Source organism: Streptomyces sp. NWU339 (genome assembly GCF_003143855.1).
In the GTDB taxonomy this organism is placed as follows: domain Bacteria; phylum Actinomycetota; class Actinomycetes; order Streptomycetales; family Streptomycetaceae; genus Streptomyces.
Genome location: NZ_QFRK01000007.1, coordinates 142,693 through 162,402, shown reverse-complemented (window position 1 = coordinate 162,402; position 19,710 = coordinate 142,693). Strand labels below are relative to the sequence as shown.

Below are 19,710 nucleotides of genomic sequence, written 5' to 3'. Positions count from 1 at the left end.
CGCCCTTCGCTCAGCGTGCCTGTCGGCGCTGCGCGTTCCGCTCCGCCTGCGGCGGCTCCTCCCCTCTCAGCGTGGCGAATACGAGGTTGCGCTGTCCGCTGAAGCTGCGGATGACCTGCTGGCGGACGAGGTCGGTGCTCGTGCCGGTGGTGCCGATTTGGCCCGTCTCCACCAGGCGTGTGAACAGCGTGTTGTCCAGGTAGGCCGGGACGTTCTTGTAACTGAACCGGACGCCTCGCCCGTCCTTCAGCCGGGCGTCGTCGCACAGCGATTCGAACTGCCGACGGGAGAAGTACATGCCGTGGATCATCTCCGTCGTGTGCGGCAGCACGGAACGCGGATGACAGAGCTTGATCCAGCTCGGGCTGGGATCCAACCGCTGCTCGTCGGCCAGACCGGCGTGCCTCTCCGCGTACCGGTCCAGGCTCCTCATCCGTACCAGTTCCTTGGCGAGGTTCCGATCGCTGTTCGGGTAGTAGACACCGCCTCGTTCGGCGTCGAGCTTCTTGTACTGCACGAGGACGAGGCTGTGGCGCGTGACGTTGTAGAAGATGATGTCGCAGCCCAGGGCCTGCTCCGCCGGGGTGCGGTTGGCGTTCGCGACCAGCAGCGTGCGGCCGTGTTCGCGGAACTCACGCCAGGCCACATGGTTCGTCGCCTCGCTGAGCCACCCGAGCATCGCACGGGTGTCATGCGTGACGAGATGGTCCTCGAGTGCCGGCTGGTTGCTCAGCGCCTTAGTACGGATGGGAGGGTCCTGTGGATCCAACTCCGTTGCATCGAGCAGCTCGTCAGCATGGCGGGCTCCACCCACGAGGTCGAGGAACAACGGGGGCACCGTGTCGTCGTACAGCTCCTCGGCGGGTGGGTCCCATTCGGCCAGGCGAGGAGCCTGCATACCCGCCATGCGCGTCACGGCGAGGGTGGCGTCCCGCTGCAGGGCCACCTCCTGTGCGGCGCGCGAATTCCCGAAGTTCCAGGGTTCGGTGGCTCCCTCGATCACTTTTACGGCTTCGGTGAGTTCGGGCCGGAGTTCCAGCAGCAGGGCACGTATCGCCTCGCCCGTGCCCTTGGTCTGCTGGCCCTCCTCGATCAGATGGCGCCGCTGTATAGCGGTAAGTCCGTCGAGGAGTCCATCGAGGGCGAGGGGCCTGCGCAGTGGACGCACACGGGTGACGCGCAGCTGCTGCTCCTGGTCCTTCGCGCCTCGTCGGCGAACAGACTTTCCCACACGGGTGATCTCGAAGCACCCGTACCGGTCCATGGAAGCGATCAGGAGCAGGTGGCTTCCCTTGGACCACTGGTCACGCCGACGCGTGACCGTCCACTCCCAGTCGTGCCGCCGAGCTTGATGAAGCTGCTCGAGCTGCCTGAGGAAATCGATCTCGTAATCACGGCACTTGATGATCGCCACCATGAGCGTATTCTTGCTGGTCCCTCTGGCAGATGAGGCGCTTTTCCCCTCCTACGCGGGCTGTTTGAGAAACCCCCCGGCCAGGTAGGCCACCTCCCCGTCGTTGCGCAGTGCCTCGACCGGCTGCCCGTCCAGGTGCGGGTCCTGGGTGCGGGACTCCATCGGGCACAGGAGCCACAGGCCGTGCGGCCCCTGTGACGGCCGGCGGGCGGCCCCCTGGAGGGTGACCAGGAACGTGCGGCCGCCCTCGTCCCAGTACCGGGCGATCAGACCCGCGTCGTGGAGGAAGAACACCGTGCGCGGCTCGGTGGAGCGGGCGGCGAGGTCGTCGGCGACGCGCTGCCACACGACGCGGACGAACGTGGCGAGGCCCGGCTTCACCCGGCCCGGCGCGGAGGCCGCGTCGGCGCGCAGGACCGTCCGCCAGTCCTGGCCCTTCTCCTCGACGAGCCGCCTGAACTCCCGCAGGAACAGCGCCCCGAGGTCGACGGGCACCACCGGGAAGCGGGCGGCGATCGTCTCGGCCGTGCCCTGCAGACGGGCGGCCTTGACCGTCAGGGCGAGGAAGCCTCCGCGGCGGGCGCTCTCGGTGAGCTGTTCGCGCAGCTCACCGTGCGGGTCCTCGGGCTCGCGGCGCGCCACGGACCGGACCGGAGGCAGCATGCTGGTGACCGAGCCCGTGGAGGACCAGGGGCCAGTCGACCTCGGCAGCGGAGGGAGGAATCGGCCGGCCTCCTCGTCGTGCCGCAGATCGAAGCGAGCGGCCTGGAGCGCGTCCTCCAGCACCACGGGAGTCGGCTCGCGGCCGTCCGTCAGGACGTCCAGGTCGGGGAACCTGGCACGCACCCGGGCGACGAGTTCGGTCGCGGTGATCCCCCGGTCCGCCCGCACCCCGGCTCCGGCCTGCGAGATGCGCAGCGCGCGTTCCAGGCTCAGGTCGCGCCGGTACAGTTCGAGGCGAGGGGTGTGACGCACCACGGACGACGCCATGGCGGTGGCCAACTGCACCAGACGGGTGTCGGCGAGCGGCGCGAAACTCTCCGGGACGGGCACCGCGCGCAGTTCGCGCACCACCTCGGCACGCCCCGGGAGGGGCTCCCGGTCGGCGAGTTTCTCCGCACTCGCTCCCAACTCGGCGGCATAATCGGCAAGTTCGCGAGGGTTCGGGTCGTCGGTGCCGGGCAGCGACTCGGACGCCAGCAACACCGTGTCGCCGCGCCGGTGCACGGCGAGACGCGGTTCGTGCCCCTCCTCCTCGCGGGTCTCCGCCTCGACGGCGGCCCGGACGACCGCCAGTGCGCGGGCCAGCACACGCTCAGGGGTGTCGTCCTGCGCGCCGTGCAGGGCCCGCAGTTCCTGTGCGGCCTGCGAGGCGGTCATCACGCGGCCGAAGTTGGCCACGATCTCGACCAGTTCGGTGCACACCGCCCTCAGCCACTCGGCCTCGGCCCAGCGCTTGATCTCGGCCCGGTGGTGGCGGGAGACCGGCGGCTGCTTGATACCCAGGTGATCGGCTATCCGTGCCTGCACGGGCCAGGGGCCGAGCGGCGACAGGCCGCCGTCCTCGGGCGGCAGACCGAGGGTGAGGCATACCACGTCGGTACGACGCGAGCCCTTGCGGCCGGACGGCGGGGTCAGCAGATCGACCATGTCGTCAACCGACAGGATGCCGGTCACCCCGGCCTGCGCCTCGCCGTCCTTGACCGGAGAAACCGCCTTGCGCGCAGCCGGTACGGCAGTCTTCCCCCGCAGAGCGGCCACCCACTGGTTGCGGCGGCGGTTCAGCTCCTTGCGCACCAGCGGGCCGGCGCCGCGGGCCTTGGAGATCACGGACGGCTGGACATCCAGCAGTTGGCCCACCGTAGCGGCGCCGAGGCCGGCGGCGACCGTGACCGCACGCGGCGACAGACCGGCCAGCTCCAGTTCCGTGCCGTCCTCGGCGGCCAGCGCCGCCCGGTCCCGTGCCTGCTCCGTGTCCTCCGCCTCGGTGCCCACCGTGGAGGGGGTGGTCGGCGGCCGGTCCGTGTCGGCGTCCCGGAACACCTTCTGCCAGGCGTCCTTCATCTGCCGCAGCGTGTCGAAGCGGTGCTCGATGTCACGGTGCAGGGCACGCCGGAAGAAGGCGGTCAGGCCTGACTGCAACGGCCGGTAGAAGACTTCACCGGCGATGTGCAGTTCGGCGGACTCGTTGGTGAGCGGGTCTATGCGGCCGTCGCCCCACAATGGCCGTTCGCCGCTCGCCATCTCGTGCAGGGTGACGGCCGCGGCGTAACGCTCGGCATGGTCGTCGAAGTGCGGGCGGCGCACCGAACCGAGGAACGGATCGAGATAGCCGCGGGTACCGGCCTTCACATCCCGGTCGGAGGCATCCGTCAGGGAGAAGTCGAACAGTTTCAGCTGCCAGGTGAAGTCCTTGCGGCGCTGGATGCCGAGGTTGTCCGGCTTGATGTCACGGTGGCGGACACCGTGGGCGGCGAGCTGGTCGAGCGCCAGGAACAGGTCCTCGCCGAAATTCTCCAGGTCGTCATAGGTGAGCTGTCCCGTGCCGCGCAGCCGGGCGCCGAGGGACTGCTCACCGGCGTACTCCAGCTGCAGAACCGTGCGCGAACCGATCTCGCGCAGTCCGTCGCCGCGCAACTGGACCACGGCGCCGCCGCCGACCAGCTTCAGGGCGCGTTCCTCCGCACGCAGGCGGTCGGCCTTCTGCTCGTCGAGGGCCACCTTGAAGACGCGTTCCTCGACGCGGATCGTGCCGTCGTCGTCCTCCACGGCGCGTTCCACGAGCAGGGCGCGGGCCGTGGCCCCCGTGCCGAGGACCCGTCGTACCGACCACTCCTCGTCCAGAGCCTGGCCGGGCAGCGCCTCCAGTGGGTCGACGGCCGGCGTCGCCACGGAGTCGGGGACGGTACCGGCCCGTTCCGCCTCGTCGAGGAGGTCCAGGAACTCCTCCGCGGAACTGAGGCGGTCGTTGACGTCGGCGCGGGTGGCTTTGAAGACCAGTGCGTCGAGCGCGTCGGAGACGCCGTCGGCGACCGCGAACAGGTGCAGCCCCGACTCGGTGCGCAGCCGCTCCTTGAGGACGCTGCGCTGCGGGGCCGGCGGCTTGCCGGTCAGGATCAGATAGGAGACGGCGCCCAGCCCGAAGATGTCCAGATCCCCGGGCTCCGGGGAGGGCAGGTCCGTCTCGGGCGCGAGGTAGACGTGGGCGGCGTCCTCGATCAGCGTCGCGTCCAGCGCGGAGCCGCCGATGGACCGGAAGAAGGTGGCGTTGCTGTCGAAGTCGCGGGCCGCGGTCTGCCAGTCGGTGATGCGCAGCTCGGGGTGCGCGCCCTCACCCCGGAAGGACACGTAGACGGAGCGGGCCGCCAGCGCGCGGTGGTACAGCGAGCGGCTGTGGGCGTACCGGACGGCCTCGGCGAGCTGGCGTACGAGGTCCAGGCGGATCTCGGGGGTGAGCTTGTCGCCGTAGGTGTCCAGGTACTGGTCCAGGCGCAGGTCGGTGTGACGGTGGCGGAAGAGGATCGCCGGCCCGCCCTCGTGGTCGCGCAGCTCCATGGCGTCGGCGATGCCGCGGTGCGTGACGCCCTGGAGGACCTGGTACTCGCGGCGGGCCGCGCGCTCCGTCTTCTTGCGGTCCGTTTCCGTCGCGCCCTGGCTGACCAGGTAGATGCGCACCCGACCCTCTCCCTGGGCGAGACCGTCGTCCCGCTTGGCGAGGTGGTCCTCCCACGACGCGCCCGCGTCGAGGGGGTGCGGCTCCATCTTCCAGGCGTCACCGAAACGCAGGTGGCCGGTCGACTGCCGGATGCCGATGGTCTTGAGCAGCTGCGGCAGCCGGTGCCGGGAGAACTCCTCCGTGACACGCCGCTCGGGACGCTCGGGGGGCAGGCCGAGGAAGTCCTGCCAGATGCGGTTCAGGCCGCTCGCGCCGTCGTCACGCCCGTACACGCGGATGCGCTGCACCTCGTCGAGGTGGCTGACGAGGTCGGGGGCCGACAGGAAGACGGCCGGTTCGATGCGCGGGACCATCCGGTCGCTGCGGTAGAGCTTGCGGGCGGCCCACTGGAGCTGACTGCGCAGTTCCTTGGACTTGAGGTCGTTGAAGTGCAGCGGGTTGTTGAGGGTGCGGGTGCGATCCTTGCCGCGGAAGTTCCAGGTCGAACCGGTGTTGTGGAGCTCACCGGGGTGGCTTTTGATCTCGACGAGGAAGAGGCCGGCGGGAACGGCGATCAGCAGATCGCACTCGTTGACCCGGCCCGACTGGGCGGTGAAGGAGAAGGTCGCCCAGGCGCGGTACGGCTCGGCCGCGGGCATGAGACGCCTGACGTGGTCCAGCGCGTCCTGCTCCCAGGAGTAGGGAGAGGGACGCTCCTGAGACCACTGCTGGGCGGGCTTGACCGGCCCCGGCTTGGGCACGGCCGGACCGGGTGTCCGCCGCGGGTCCCCTCCCGTTGCTGCCACTGTGCCGGCCTCCTCACCGCTCCGTCCCTCGGGATCCGAGAAATCCCTGGTGGAGCCTACCGCCATGGACTGACTGCGCGGTTTCTCATGAGGCCGGCCACGCAAGGGTGACGTCACGCCCGGGACCGTTCAGGGTTTGCTTCCGCCCGCCGCACAGCAGGTGTTGGCAGGCCTCCTGGGGATCTCATCAAGAAGTGTCCAAGGGGCTTTCCCCACCTGGTGCACAGGACTGCTCATCACCATCACGGCTTGAGGCCTTTCCATCAGTGCGATTCGGAGGGCCGCTCCTTCCTCAGAGGCGAACACTGATAGCGCACCCCCCGGCTCACCATCCTGAAGCGGTCACGCCCCTGAACCGAGAACGGGTTCGGCAGGTCGAACACGCGGCGTTCCTCCGGGACGAGGGCCGAGGTGATCAGCAGGACGCGGTAGCGGTTGCTGCGGGCGTGGCGGCGGGCCGCGTCCACCTCGGACGGTCCGAGTTCGAACTCCACCCGCTCGGCGGCCCGGTCGCTCAGCGCCTTCACCTCGTACAGCCGGGTGGTGTCACGCCACTTGACCTCGAAGTCGTACCCCAGGGAGTCGGACGCCTCGTCGTCGCCGTTGACGACGGCCGCGTAACCCGAGACCCACCGCACGTCGGGGTAGTGGCGCTGGAGCCAGGCACGCGCGGCCACCTCCCCGACGAGGCCGATGGCGGACCGCTGGTCCTCGGTGGTCCGCTTCGTCTTCGCGACGACGATGCGCGGCTTGGTGGGGGAACCGCCTCCGCTCCGTGGTCGGGGCACGCCGGCCACGGTGTCCAGGCGCACCCTGCCCGACTGGGCGAGGAACGTCTCGTCGATGGTCTTCGAGGCGATGTCCGCGATGGTGGAGAGCTGGTCGCTACCGACCCTGACCTCGGCGGCTCCGATGGTGATCGTGCGCGGGGCGACGGTGGTGGAGCCACCGGAGCCCTGGGTTCGTGGTGCCGTCCGCGCGAAGTCCTTGTCGGTGAGGCCCAGTGCCGCGGGGTCCGTGGCGTGCGGCACTCCGTCGGGCCACCCCACGGCGCGTTCCACCGCGTCGAGCAGATGTTCCTCGCTCAGCGGCAGCAGGTCGCCCAGCCCGGTCGCGTCGATGTGGCTCCTGCATTCCATCAGCACCGCCCCGTGCCATCCTGCGGGCACCTGGACGCCGTGACGGCGGCACCAGGCGGTCACCAGAGGGGGCAGTACCGGGACGAGGGCGTCGAGCGCGGCCGTGTTGCGTGCGCGGAGCCGGTCGACGGGTTCGAGTGCGGTGGGCTGCTCGAGGTCGTCCTCGGCCCCGTGTGCTCGGAGCCATTCCCGCACCCTGTCGCGCATCGCTTCCTCGGGAGGGGCGATGAAACGGGGAAGCCAGTCCGGGTCGGGCTGGAGGTCGTGGAGACCACGGGCCGCGGCGTAGCCGGAGATGTCCTCGCCCTGCTGCGCGGCGGTGGCATACCGCTCGCGGAGCCGGTCGAGGAGGACTCCGGAGCGGGCGCGCACGAAGTCACCGAAGACCTGTTCGTGGCGGTCGGGGTAGTGGTCCGGGGAGTACCCGAGGGCGACCAATGCGGTGTTGAACTGCTGGAAGTCGAGTCCCAGTTCGTCCCTGAGCTCCGCCGGTTTCGTGCAGGAGCGGGCCAGGGCCACCAACTCCGCCGACGACGGCGTCAGGCCGGGGGCGAGCCGGTCGATGATCCCGGCGAGTTCGCGTTCGCCGGCCGCACGGCCGAGGAGATGGGAGGCCTCCTCGTTCCAGGCGTCGGCGGCCAGGCACGCCAGCACCGGGCGGAGCAGCCTCACCGTGTCCTGCACGTCACCGGTGAGGTTGCGCCGGATCTCGGCGACCTTGGCCTCGGTCGTGTCCAGCGCTGCGGCGAGGACTCCGTCGTCGACGAACGTCGGGCTGCCGCCGCCGAAGCTCCGCTCGAGTTTGACCAGGACCAGTTCCAGCGCGTCCTGCAGCCACGGCCTGCCCAACAGCTGTGCGACGGCGGGCGTGGCCGCCTGCAGTTCGTCCCAGCCCTCGTCGCTCCTCCAGACGACCACCGTGGGTTGCTCGTCGTCCGGCAGCGGCAGGGCGCGTGTCGACGGCGGCGGCTCGGCCGGCGTCCCGGAGACGGTGATCTCCACGTCGTCGGCGTGCACGACGCGGAGGGCGCGGAGCCGTTCGAGTGCGGCCCGGAGACCGCGCTCGCTGCGGCGGACGAATGCCCCGGATTTGAGCTCCATGGCGAGCGCGACCACGGTGACCAGCCACTCCCGCCCTTTGGTGAACACCGCTGCCTGCCCCGACGGCGTGATGGGGGCGCCGTCGCGATGGCGTACTTGCACATGGGTGGCCGACGTGCGCTGCGCTCTCAGCCCGTTCGCCCCGGCCAGGTGGACGACGGCGTCACCGGACTCCGCCGGGGCGACGAGGACGGGATGCCCGGCCGGCTCGATGAGTGCTTCCTTCAGGGGGTCCGTCTCGTCGCAGACGATGACCGGTGCTTCGTCGGACGACGGGCTGAAGGTGCCGAGCGTGTGAGCGCGGCTGACCACGAGACGGACCTCCTCATCCGGCGTCCAGGGCCACCGGCCCGTCCGTGCGATGTTCGACCACGCCCGCTCGCAGTGCCGTTTGAAGGAGACACTGAGGTACTCGGGCACGTCGCCCTTGTCGAGCACGTCGGCGAGCTGTTTCACCGCCGCCCCTGCGTGCTGCGGATCGTCCCACCTGCGGAGGCCGAGCCGGAGCATCCGCTCGACGACGCCCCTGTCGCTGAGCAGGCGTCGCGTCGACAAGGGCAAGGCCGGTACGAAGGCCGGGAGCTCCCCGTCGGTGCTGAACCAGGCCCGACGGGGAGTGACGAAGGACGGACCGTCCGGCTCCTCCACGGGCAGCCAGGCCATGCCCCGGAGGTAGGAGGCGAGAGGAGTGGGCCAGGGGTGCGCGTCCTTGAAGGAGTAGGTGGGCCTGTGCACGGTGACGGTGAAGAACTCCTCGCCCCAGGTGCGCAGCCCGTGCATCAGCAGCTCGGCGAACTCACGCCGGGCGGCGGGGCCGAGCCCGGCGACCTCGGCCGCACCCTCCAGGTGGGCGGGTGCGTGTGTGAACTCGTACAGCGTGTAAGGGTGCTGGAACCTGGTCCATCCGCTTCTGACATCGGCGCTCCAGGTATCGGCGAGCGCGCTCCCCAGCCCGAAGTCCGCGGCGAGCCCCGCGAGTCGCAGCTCGTGGCCCTGACGAGCCCCCAGGCGTTCCCCGACGGCTCCCGGCCTCAAACCGTCGCACACGCCGAGGGCTTCCAGGAACTCGACGTAGGCCGCCCGGTCCCGGATCGGCGCGGGCCAGTCGTCGGGGCCGCTGATCCAGTGGTCCCGCTGTGCGGCCAGGGCGGGGATCCGGGATCCCCCTTCGGCGAGGAACCGCTCCAGCCGCCGCGCCCCCTCGGTGCCCCAGGCGGGCGAGAAGGAGCAGCGTGCGGCCCTGTCCCACCGGCCGGGGTCGGCCAGCGGCAGCCGGAAGGGGATACGGGCCAGCCGCCCGCGCTGGGCCTGAGTGAGCAGGGGGTACTGGCGGAAGGCGAAGGTGAGGGCGTCGCGGCTGAGCGCCTCCGAGGAATGGTCGGAGAGCAGGTCGTCCAGCGCGTCGAAGACGCGGTCCAGTTGGTAGGGGCGCACGAGTTCGTTGCGCTCGAGGAATCCGCGTCCGGCAGTGTCCCAGGTGATCGCCGGGTGGGTGAAGGAGATACGGCGCCGGAGTGCCTTGAGGTCGCCCGGGACCCGGGTGACGGCGTCACCGTCCGCGGTGTCGTCGGGCTCGGGGTGGAAGAAGACGGTCGCGTCCTGCCCACCGGACCCGGTCCGGCTGCCGAGGGCGCTTCTCAGCCGCATGTCCTGGGTGAGGATGATGCGCCGGCCCCGCAGCACGCCCTGGTCCCGGGCGAACGCATGGGACAGGTCGCTGTAGAAGTCCGCCCATACCTGTCCCGCCGGTTCCGTACCACCGAGCAGTGACCGGGCCACGGTTTCGGTCCACTCGGCGGCCAGGAGCGCCGGCGGACGAAAGGGCCTGGAGAGGACGGCTCTGCACAGCTTGTCCAGACGTGTGTGGCGGGCAGGACCGACGGACGGGGTCAGCAGGTCGGCTCCGGCCTTCGTGAGTGCCTCGGTGGTGAGGGCGCGCCAGGAGCGCTTGCCGTCGGGCCATCCGTAGGAGTCCTGCAGCGAGCCCCACGCCTCCCGGCCGTGCAGAGGCACGATCGGTTCGGCGGCGAGCCTCCCGTCCAGGGCGGCGTCCAGGCGGTCCGGCACGTCCCAGCACATGAGGTCGAGCACGAGGTCCGCGGCGAGGAGGTGCGGGGTCTGCGAACGGATGCGCCTGCCCAGTTCCACCGTCAGTACGGCGAGCTGGTCGAGGAGGAAGGCGTTCAGGGCCACCGTCTCGCTGATGTCGAGACGGGCCAGCTTGGTGAAGAACGGAGCGTGGGCGTGGCCGGGGAACGGGGCGTGGACGCCTTCGGCCATCGGCAGGAAGGTGTACATGCGGCCGTGGGTGAGCGGCTCGTCGAGTCGCAGCGCGACCGCCACCCATGCCTCGGCGTCCCAGTTCTCCCAGGCGGCGTCGATCTCGCGCGCCTGAACGCTGCGGCTGACCGCTTCGCTCAGGGCCTCCGCATCGAGTGTGCGACGCGCCAGCAGGTAGCGGCCTGCCCCGGCGAGATCGACCTCCCGTACCCAGTCGTTCTCGCATGCGGCGATCAGGTCCGATGCACGCTCGGCACGCGAGAGGACGTTCCGGAAGCCGGTGTCGGAGCCGTCGCGCACCTCGACGAGAAGTTCGGCCACCCGGTCGAGAAAGAGCAGGAGCGGCGCCTCGCCGTTCACCATGTCCTGCGCCTGCGCCACGGCGAGTCCCCAGGCATGCCGGTCGCGCAGCGGCAGCCGGACGACCGTGGAGTATCCGTCCTCGGCGAGTTCCTTGAGTACGGGATCGGTGATGTCGGCCGGTACCGGCAGTGCCAGCGGGGAGATGTCCTCGATCACCCGGGCCGCGAGTGCCGGGTCGTCCACCAGGGTGTGCACATCCTCGGGCCTGGCGAAGCGGAAGCAGTAGCCGTCGAAGTCCGAAGAGGCGGGTGAGGACTTCGAGTAAATCTCCGGCCAGTCCGTCAGTTGCAGCACGCTGCGGAAACCGAGGCCCTTGTTGCCGATCCCCTCACCCGCCGCCTTGCTCGACAGGGCCAGCTCGGTGATGGCGCGGAAGTTCTCCTCGGCGAACACCGCTCCCTCGTTGGCGACGTAAAGGACGCCGCCGCTTTCCCGGGGGACCGCCAGGACGGCGATCTTTCCCGGGTCGGCGTCGCAGAGTGCGTCGTGGCCGTTCTGGACGAGTTCGAGAATCGTGCGGCCCTCGTACTCCTGAGCGGTGTCCTCGCTGACGGACTTCAGACTTTCGGCAAACCGCCATGTCTCGCCGGCGTCCCTGTAGATCTCGATGCGCCGCCGGGTTCGGGCGATCACGGTGCCCCGGAATCCGTCGCCTTCTGCGGCGTCCCACATCGCTGTGATGGCTGTCCCCCTCGTTCGTCACATCCGTACGCACTGGCCAGAAGCCGTGACCGACAACACCATCCAACCGGCCAGAGGTTCCATTTTCCGGTGAATCCCATCATCGGGTGGTGCATGGGCATACTCGGTCATCTTCCGGCTTCCGTCCGGAAGCATCCACGGCGATTCTGGTGGGTACCCGCTTGCACCCGGCCCGACCCACCCGAAGGCAAGCATGCGCAGGCGACCTCTCCCACGCACCGATCCCGGCGGTGCGACCGGGCCTGCCGACGTTCAGACCTCTGCGCCCGCTCCGGCTGACACACCGAGCGGTGAAGGTGGCGGCCTGCGGTACCACCGCCTTACTCATCTCCTGTACGGGCTCGTCGGCCGGGCAGCACGAGGTACGGCAGCCGCAGCGGGCGGCCGCGTCACCCTCCTCTTCCCCGTCCCCGGCCCGGCGCCTCCGACCGCCCGGGAGAACAGTGGCACCGCCCTGTCGCTGATGGCGGGCCAGTGGGGCAACGGCCGACGCAAGGAACCACCGCAGCGCCTCGGTTGGGGACGCCCCACCGAGAAGAACCGGGGGCCGACGCCGGAAAGTCCGTCAGGAGCACGGTCGAGGCCGCGTCCTCCCCCTCGTACGCCTCCTTCATTCTGCACAGCACGATCGACGGGTCCGGTATCCCTGACGAGGACACATGCCGGCAGGAGGTCCTGGCCTGTGAATACGGAATCGACGACCCGGGCTGCCGCATCACGGACGACGGGGACGGCTCGTACACGGTCGAGACCGTGAGCGCGCCGCCGCCGGACCATCCGTACCGCGTCCTGTACGTACGGTGGGCACCGAACCGTCCTGGCAACGAGGGGACCTGGGGCACACGGCAGCTGCCCACTGGCCAGACGGCCCACCCGCGGACCGTGAGCGGCTCGCTTCCCGGGCACTGGCCCGGATCGCCTCGACGGCCGCCGAGGACGCGCGCGTGGACACGACGGTCGACCCGGACCAGCCCGGCGGCCGCCCGCCTGGCGGAAATGCTCACCCCGGCTCGTATCGTCTCCCACCTCGCGCACGTCGAGGCCACCTCACCGGCCTCCGTCCGGGCCACCGTCCGCCCCCTGCGCACCTTCCCGTTCGGTGCTTGGGCCCCGGACGAAACCCTGACGTGCCACTTCACCGTGGATCCGGCCACAGGTGTTCTCGTACGAGCCGAGGCGGCGGCGGAACACCGCACGGTCTTCCGCCATATCGTCACCACATTGGGCCACCAGGGGCACGCCCGGCCGGTGGCCCACGGCTCCGTCGGCCCTTGACCCCGGAGGGTGCGGGCTGCGCGACGTCCGCCCCGACCAGCCAGTTGCAGACTCTCGCCGTGGGCCCTGCCGACGAGCGTCGCGATCGACCGCGCGTCGGTCGCCCTTCAGCAGGGCCCGAGTGAGTCGCGTCGACTCGGACTCACCGTCGGCCTCGGCCGTCCGGCATCTCCTGGATCGACGGATCCGCCGTCGACGCGGCGCCTTCCCGCCCGAGGGTGCGGAGCGCCTCGCGCAGAGCGGGGTGCGGGGCGAGACCATGGGCGGCCCTGAGGGAGCCCGCCAGCAGGGCGATCCAGGCCTCGGCCAGTGCGCCGGTCTCCACGGGACGGCCGTCCCGCAGCCACAGGAGGGACATCTCGTCGCAGGCGGCGCCGAACCCCCGCATGGCCAGGAGGAGTGCGGGATCGTCGGCGTCGAGGCCGAGCATCGTGCAAATGGCCCGGACTCCTTCCTCCCGTGTCGCCTCGAAGGCTTCCGACGCCAGGTCGGCGGCCTGCGCACGGCGCAGGACGAGGTTCAGTGCGACGTCCTCGTGTTCGGCCAGGAAGCGCAGATGCGCGGTGAAATGTCGCCGCAGCCGGTCGACGACCGGGCCTTCGGAGGCGAGCTCCGTGGCGGCCCGCAACTGCCGGTCGACCTCACGCACGACCTCCGCGTAGAGGCTCTCCTTGCCCTTGAAGTGGTGGGACAGCAGTCCGTGCGCGACACCCGCGGTCCGGGCGATGTCCCCCACGGTGACTTCGCCGTACGGACGCCGGGAGAAGTTCTCCAGCGCCGCGTGCAGCAGCTTCCGGCGTGTCTCCTGGGCGGCCGCCTGCCGCCGGGTCGGCGGCTTGGCTGCTTCGGGCGGGGCCACGTCCGTTCCTCCTGGTGATGACGGCGACGACCTGTGATCCAGCAGCGTATGCGAGGTCCGGGCGGTCGCCCGCCCCGGGACCATTGATTGATTGGCATTCAATGACTTACATTCAACGTAAGTCGCGGTATGCCGCCCGGGCGACGCCGCGAGAAGGGACCGCGACATGGTTTTCCGCTTACCGCTCCCCGACAAGGACGACCCGGTCTGGACGTCCGCCAACGGCTTCGTCGTCCGCAAGGACGAGGGGGTCGTCCGGCTCACGGGGCACGAGACGATGTCGGTCAAGGTCACGGGGGAGGAGACGGACGGTGCCCTCGCCTTCATGGACGGACTCGTCGAGCCCGGCCACGGCAACGTCCCGCACATCCACTCGAAGGAGGACGAGGCCTTCTACGTCCTGTCCGGCAAGTTCGAGTTCATCAACGGGTCCGAGAGGTTCACGGCCGGCCCCGAGGACTTCGTCTACATCCCCAAGGGCACACGGCACGCCTTCAGGAACCTGGGGCAGGAAGCGGCCCGGCTCCTGATCTTCTACACGCCCGCCGGACCCGAGTCGTTCTTCCTGGCCCACGGCGAGACGGACCGCGCTCCGGAACCCTGGCCCGACGAGAAGTTCAACGAACTCGTGGACATCCTCGGCGCACACAACGTGGTGCTGCTGCCCGGGGACGACGACTGGCACTGAGCGCCCGCTCCGGGGCACCGGCCCGTTGGCGGCCGGGGGAAGCGTCCGGGCATGCCGCCGCGCGGTGGAGCCGGCTGCCGCGCGGCAGAGCCACTGGAGGCGACCCCCACCACGCCGGGGCGGTCCAGCCGCCGGGGAGCCGGCCGCTCCCGGCCGAACAACTTCCTGGACAGACTCAGTCGCAGGACGCGCGATAGGACAGGTGCGGGAACAGCTGCTCCCACCGTTCCTCGGGGATGTTCGAGGGGTAGGACGCGCACAGGTCCTCGTAGAGACCGTCGGTGTCGAAGTCGAGCACGTAGGTCGCCTCAGGTGTCATACCGGAGGTGCCGTTGTCTCTGACGGCGAGCCATCGGGGGTCCTGCGGTGATCTCGCCAGCGGCACGTGTACCGCGTCCGCGTTCTCCAGCGTGAGGAGCTCGGGGGTGTTCCACCGCCCGTCCTTTCCGATAGACCAGAGGCGATAGGGCTCGCCCGTCACCGCGTAGTGGCCGTCGGATGTCATGTCGATCGACTCGACCTCGTGGTCGAACACGAGGTCGCGGCCTGCCTTTTCGGGACGTGCCGGATCTGAGACGTCCCAGAACTCGACGCTTCCATCGGCCAGCGTCGCCGCCAACTGCCCCTTGCCCGTGGGGAAGTAGCCGCCTGGTGCGGCCGGCAGCAGACCACCCTTGACGGGTTGCGTGGGCCGGGAGAGGTCCCAGAGCTGGATCTGGTCTGCCGTCACCTCGGTGACGAGCAACCGGGACGCGCCGTAGTACATCGCGCCGTCCATCGACGCCGCCTCTTCAATGCGACCGCCCTTGCGGGGGCGGGCGGGGTCGGAGACGTCCCAGAACCTGATGTGCCGATCTTTCTCCGTCGTCGCCAGCGACCGTTCTCCGGCGAACCACAGGCTTCCCGAGCTCCAGAGCGTGCTGCTCGCCCTCACCGCGACCGTGCCCCGGCGCACGGGTTTCGCCGGATCCCGGATGTCCCACAGGGCGGTGTCGGGTTCCTCGTGCGAGCCCACCGCGAGGAGCGTGCCATCGGGACTCACGGCGATGCTCGAGACGTCGGCGGTGTACCGGATACTTGAACTCTTCTTCACGGCTCCGCCGGGCTCCAACTGCCAGATCTGGAGGGTGTGGTCCAGCCCTCCGGTCCAGTGGTGGGCCAGGAACGTCGGCGTCTTGCGCCGTGTCAGGAAGTACTTCGCCTCCCATCCGCTCGGCAGGGTGTACCGGACCTTCGGCGCCTTCAGGTCGCTGACGTCCCACACCCTCGTCGTGCGTCTGCTCGGGCCCGCGTTGCTCTGCGTGGCGATGACCAGCTCACCGTCGGCGCTGAACGGGCTGGTGCCCGTCTGAGGCTGGACGTGAATGCCTCCCGCGAACGTCGGCGCCCAGGGCCGATCGGGCCACACCCGTACCTCTCCGCCCACCTCGCCGACCGCCAGGTACCTGCTGTCCGGGCTGAACGCAACCGACTGGGACGGTTCGCCCGTCGGCAGATTCACCCCGGACATGCGGTTCACCAGATCCGAGAGCTTCCCGGTCGTGTCGCCCCGTCTGACGCCGTTGGCGCGGTCCGCTCCCGCCAGGAACCTGCCGTCCTCGCTGAAAGCCAGGGACGGCATGCCCCCGCTGTCGATACCCCAGGTGTCCCTGTACTCCTCCTCCGCCTCCACGCGTCGCAGGTCCTGCCCGTCCACCACCTCCCACCAGGCAATCTTTCCGTATCCACCGGTTGCGACCACCAGGTCGCGGCGGGGGTCGGCGGCCACCGCCATGACCGTCTCGGCCTGTTCCGTGTCCCGCAGCACGGGCCGGTCCGGGTCCCCGACGTCCCACAGCCGCACCTGTGCGGGCTCGCTGTCCGTCTCCCCGTTTCCGTTGCCTGTGATCAAGTGCCCCCCGTCGCGGGTGAAGGCCACAGAGATCAAGGGCGACGTGGCGACCGTGCGCTGCGCTCGCAGCGTGGGCCGGGCGGGGTCGCTCACGTTCCACAGCCGCAGCAGTCCCTTCTTGCTGCCCGCCGCGAGGGTCCGGCCGTCCTTGCTGAAGGCCAGCGTGTGCGTCACCTGGCGGGCGAGCCGCACCAGAGCGAGCCGCCTCGGCTTCTGCGGGTCCGCGGTGTCCCACAGGGTCAGTTCGTCCGCCGACTGCGCGGCGAGTATCCGTGAGCGCGGATGGAAAGCGATGACCGTACTGCTCTTCAGCTTGACCCGGCCCGCTTCGACGGGCCGGGTCGGCACGGACATGTCCCACAACTGGACGCGGCCGCCGTCGGATCCGTTGCCCCGGTGGCTCGCGGCCAGGACCTTGCCGTCCGGGCTGTAGGCGACGTTGAGAACGGGTACGCGATACCGCTTCTCGGGCACGAGGCTGGTCGGTGTGACGGTCATCGAGGCCGTGTACAGGCTGGAACGGCTCTCAGGAGTCACCGTCGCGCGGTAGGCGGCCAGGCTGAGGCGGAGTGCGGTCTGCGGGTCGTGTTCGCGCAGGGCGTCGGCCCGGGCGGCCAGCTCCCTGGCGATCAGGCTCATCTCCCGGCTCGCCGCCTGCCCATTCTCGTGGAACGCCCATCCGAAGAGAGACGCCGCCACCAGTGCCAGGACCGAAAGGGAGGCGATCCACGCCCGCGTGACCAGGCGTCGCCGGCGCTGCGCCTGGTCGCTGGCGGCGACGAAATCCCGCACCACGTGCGGGACGGGCACGCGGACGACCGCCGGTGCGGCTGCGACGGCCGAACCGCCGGTGGCCGCTTGACGGGCTTCCTGGACCGGTCGGCTGCCCCGGGCCGACGGGGCTTCCTGGGCCGGTCGGCTGTCCTGGACGGGCGGGGCTTCCCGAGCCGGTCCGGTGTGCTCCGTGGTGAGCTTCTTCGCCTCCTCCAGGGCTTCGCCCTCGTAGAGGCCGCTCGGCTTCCGGCCGGCCTCGGCCCAGCCTTCCGCCGCCGCGGTCAGCCGGCGGAGTCTCAGCAGGTCGTCCCGCACTTCGTCGATCCAGCCGCTCAGCCTCGTCCACGCGTGCAGCAGCGAATCGTGGCCGAGTTGTGCCCCGCCCTCCTCATCGACGACGACCAGGCGGGCGTCCGCGAGTCGGCGCAGCAGGTCCTCGCGCCCTGCCAGTTCCGCCGGCAGCACCCGGCGACGGACCAGCCGTCCCTCGCCGTCGGCAACGTGGACCATGGCCAGCAGGAGGCTGCGCAGAGCCGTGCGGCCGGTGTCGTCGAGGGAGTCGTAGATCCTGTCGGCGGCTGTGGCCACCGCGCCCCGGATGCCCCCGGCGGCGGCGTACCCGGCGTATGTCAGCGTCGTCCCCCGGCGCCGCAGCCAGATCTCGGGGAGGGCGTAGGCCAGGAAGGGAAGCGCCGAGGCATCACCCGTGGCGCGTCGTTCCTCGTTCACATCGCGCCGCAGAAGCTGCGGTACGCCCTCCTCCCACCGCAGGCCCGCGTACTGGGCGGGGCGCACGATCGCGGCTTCGACCTCCTCGTCGGCCAGGGCGGGCACGGCGAAGTGGCCCGGCCGCACGACGGGCGCCAGACGGGGGTCGCTCAGGGCGTCGCCGTAGTAGTCGGCGCGCAGGGCCAGGACGAGACGCGGAGCGGGCGTCGGGTCCCCGGCCCTCTCCCCCTCCTCGTCCTCGTCTGCTCCCGCGGTCAGGGCGGCGGCGAACCGTTCGCGTTCGGCCTCGTCCGAGCAGAGCGTGAAGTACTCCTCGAGCTGGTCGATGACGAGGAGCCGCGGTGCCTGCCCGGTCCCGGCCCCCGTCGCCGCGGGCCGGCTGAAACGCCCGCGTTCCAGATCGCGTACGACGTCGGAGGGGGCCCTGCCCACCGCCGCCGCCCACGCCTCGGCGAGGCTCCGGAAGGGCCGCTCACCCGGCGCGGGCACCAGCCGCGCGGGACCGAGCCCAGCCTGCTCCGCAGCCACGCTGAGCCCCGCCCGCAGGAGCGAGGACTTGCCGACCCCCGACGGTCCCACCAGGACCACCGGCTCACCGGGGCGCGCCTGTTGGACGCGGCGCAGCAGCTCCTGGGTCAGCTTTTCGCGGCCGAAGAAGAGACGGTGCTGCTCGGGGAGGAAAGGGAGGATGCCGGGGTAGGGGCAGGCCGCATCCGGATCCGGGGCGTCGGCCGCCCGCTGTTCGGCGGCCAGGCCCGGCAGCGGCTCGTACCGCCGGTTGACGGCGAGGGTCAGCTCGCCCATGCGCGCGGTGCCACCGCCGTACGGGCGAGCGGCGCTGCCCTGGAGCCGCTGGTCGAGCAGCCGGTAGGCGCCGCCCAGCGTCAGCCGCTTCGGGCCGCTCGCGTCACCCTCCCGCAGAAGGCTGAGCAGCTGGCCGCTGAAGAGGGTGTGCTCCGCGTCCGGTGGGGCGTACGCCAAGGCGTTGCGCATCGCCGAGGCGAGCAGATAGCTGCCGGTGGGCCGGGCCCCGGCGAACAGGTCCGCGGCGGCCGGCCGGCCGGGCTCCTGAGCGTTTCCCGCGAAACAGCAGTCGAGGATCACGACCGGGTCGGCGGCGGCGTCGCTCAGGTAGCGCTCGATCTCCGTGTAGGGGACGGAGTGCGCCGTGTCCGTCTGGGACTTGGTGCTCGCTGTCGCCAGGTAGAGCTGCCCACCGGGTCCGCGCAGCCCGTGCCCGACGAAGTAGAGGAGGACGGTTCCGCGCTCGTACCGCTGCTCGGTGGGCTCGGCCCGGCCGATGGCCGTCGCCAGTGCCTCCAGGACATCACTCGGCGACATCGGATCGGTGAGCAGCGTGACCCGGTCCCCCATACCGCACACCGTGCTCAGGGTCTCGGCCACGTCCTGCGCCGACCGGAGAGCGGACGGCAGACCGGGCAGTTGCTGCCCCGGATGGGCGGCCGTCCCGACCACCAGCGCGTGGCAGCCGGCTGCCGCCAGATCCCCTCTCGCCGGTACATCCGGCACGTCCCCCGCCGCCATGGTCAACCCGCTTCTTGGGACGGGCCGACGCGGCCGTCGTCCTCCGCCGTGTCTCGTGTCCCCTGGATTCCTTGAGTCTCCTGCCGCCTTGGCGTTTCCGGCGGCGCCTGTGGGTACCGCTCCTGCTGGAGCGCCACGGCAACCCGCTCGGCCAGCTCACCGGCGCCTTCCGCGGTCAGACCGCGCACCTTCTCCGAGGAGACCACGACCTGGGTACCGTCCGGCAGGGTGAGGGTGACGGTCTGATTGCCCCGGCGGCCCTGCAGCCACACCACGACAGCCGCTCCCACGGCGGCCGTCGGGCCGCCGGGAGCCAGCAGGAGCGAGATCAGCTCCCCCAGGGCGCCCATGGCTCCGTCCGGCGGCGCGGCGGGGACCTCCCGGCGGACGAACACGCGCAGGTCCGGGTCCTGACGGAGCCACTGGTAGAGATCGTCCGAAGCTCCGGCCTCGTCTCCGTCCCCAGCGACGGCCAGTGTCACTCTCATC

The 19,710-nt window shown here is 70.8% G+C and carries 8 protein-coding genes; 2 read left to right on the top strand and 6 right to left on the bottom strand.

Annotated elements, in window-relative coordinates:
- Window positions 1–10: 10 nt before the first annotated feature.
- The 3 genes from DIZ27_RS11190 to DIZ27_RS11180 form a co-directional block, all read right to left on the bottom strand.
- On the bottom strand, window positions 11–1,417 hold the full coding sequence (locus DIZ27_RS11190) for a hypothetical protein (RefSeq protein WP_109378197.1): 1,407 nt from the start codon (window positions 1,415–1,417) through the stop codon (window positions 11–13).
- A 48-nt stretch (window positions 1,418–1,465) separates the two neighbouring features.
- Entirely contained in the window at window positions 1,466–5,875 is a 4,410-nt protein-coding gene (gene pglW / locus DIZ27_RS11185) for a BREX system serine/threonine kinase PglW (RefSeq protein ID WP_258308331.1), read from the bottom strand.
- 263 nt (window positions 5,876–6,138) lie between these two features.
- Window positions 6,139–11,391, bottom strand: a complete 5,253-nt coding sequence (locus tag DIZ27_RS11180; RefSeq protein ID WP_181383481.1) for a sacsin N-terminal ATP-binding-like domain-containing protein — start codon at window positions 11,389–11,391, stop codon at window positions 6,139–6,141.
- Window positions 11,392–11,976: 585 nt separating this feature from the next.
- On the opposite strand from DIZ27_RS11180, the gene DIZ27_RS11175 reads away from it, so the two are divergent.
- Complete coding sequence (locus tag DIZ27_RS11175) at window positions 11,977–12,735, top strand: hypothetical protein (RefSeq protein ID WP_109378194.1); 759 nt, start codon at window positions 11,977–11,979, stop codon at window positions 12,733–12,735.
- 142 nt (window positions 12,736–12,877) lie between these two features.
- Here DIZ27_RS11175 and DIZ27_RS11170 read toward each other — a convergent pair whose 3' ends face one another.
- Entirely contained in the window at window positions 12,878–13,594 is a 717-nt protein-coding gene (locus DIZ27_RS11170; RefSeq protein WP_181383480.1) for a TetR/AcrR family transcriptional regulator, read from the bottom strand.
- A gap of 166 nt (window positions 13,595–13,760) precedes the next feature.
- On the opposite strand from DIZ27_RS11170, the gene DIZ27_RS11165 reads away from it, so the two are divergent.
- Entirely contained in the window at window positions 13,761–14,282 is a 522-nt protein-coding gene (locus tag DIZ27_RS11165; RefSeq protein ID WP_109378192.1) for a cupin domain-containing protein, read from the top strand.
- A 175-nt stretch (window positions 14,283–14,457) separates the two neighbouring features.
- On the opposite strand, the gene DIZ27_RS11160 is transcribed toward DIZ27_RS11165, so the two are convergent.
- Together DIZ27_RS11160 and DIZ27_RS11155 are read right to left on the bottom strand one after the other, a co-directional pair.
- On the bottom strand, window positions 14,458–19,221 hold the full coding sequence (locus DIZ27_RS11160; RefSeq protein WP_109378191.1) for an AAA family ATPase: 4,764 nt from the start codon (window positions 19,219–19,221) through the stop codon (window positions 14,458–14,460).
- A 2-nt stretch (window positions 19,222–19,223) separates the two neighbouring features.
- A complete protein-coding gene (locus DIZ27_RS11155) occupies window positions 19,224–19,709 on the bottom strand; it encodes a hypothetical protein (RefSeq protein ID WP_109378190.1) in 486 nt (161 codons plus the stop codon).
- Window position 19,710: the final 1 nt, after the last annotated feature.

What these genes read in the sequence shown, in the direction of transcription:
- DIZ27_RS11155 (WP_109378190.1), bottom strand. Translation starts at nt 19,709, where the DNA reads ATGAGAGTGACACTGGCCGTCGCTGGGGACGGAGACGAGGCCGGAGCT.
- DIZ27_RS11165 (WP_109378192.1), top strand. Translation starts at nt 13,761, where the DNA reads ATGGTTTTCCGCTTACCGCTCCCCGACAAGGACGACCCGGTCTGGACG.
- DIZ27_RS11190 (WP_109378197.1), bottom strand. Translation starts at nt 1,417, where the DNA reads ATGGTGGCGATCATCAAGTGCCGTGATTACGAGATCGATTTCCTCAGG.
- DIZ27_RS11160 (WP_109378191.1), bottom strand. Translation starts at nt 19,221, where the DNA reads ATGGCGGCGGGGGACGTGCCGGATGTACCGGCGAGAGGGGATCTGGCG.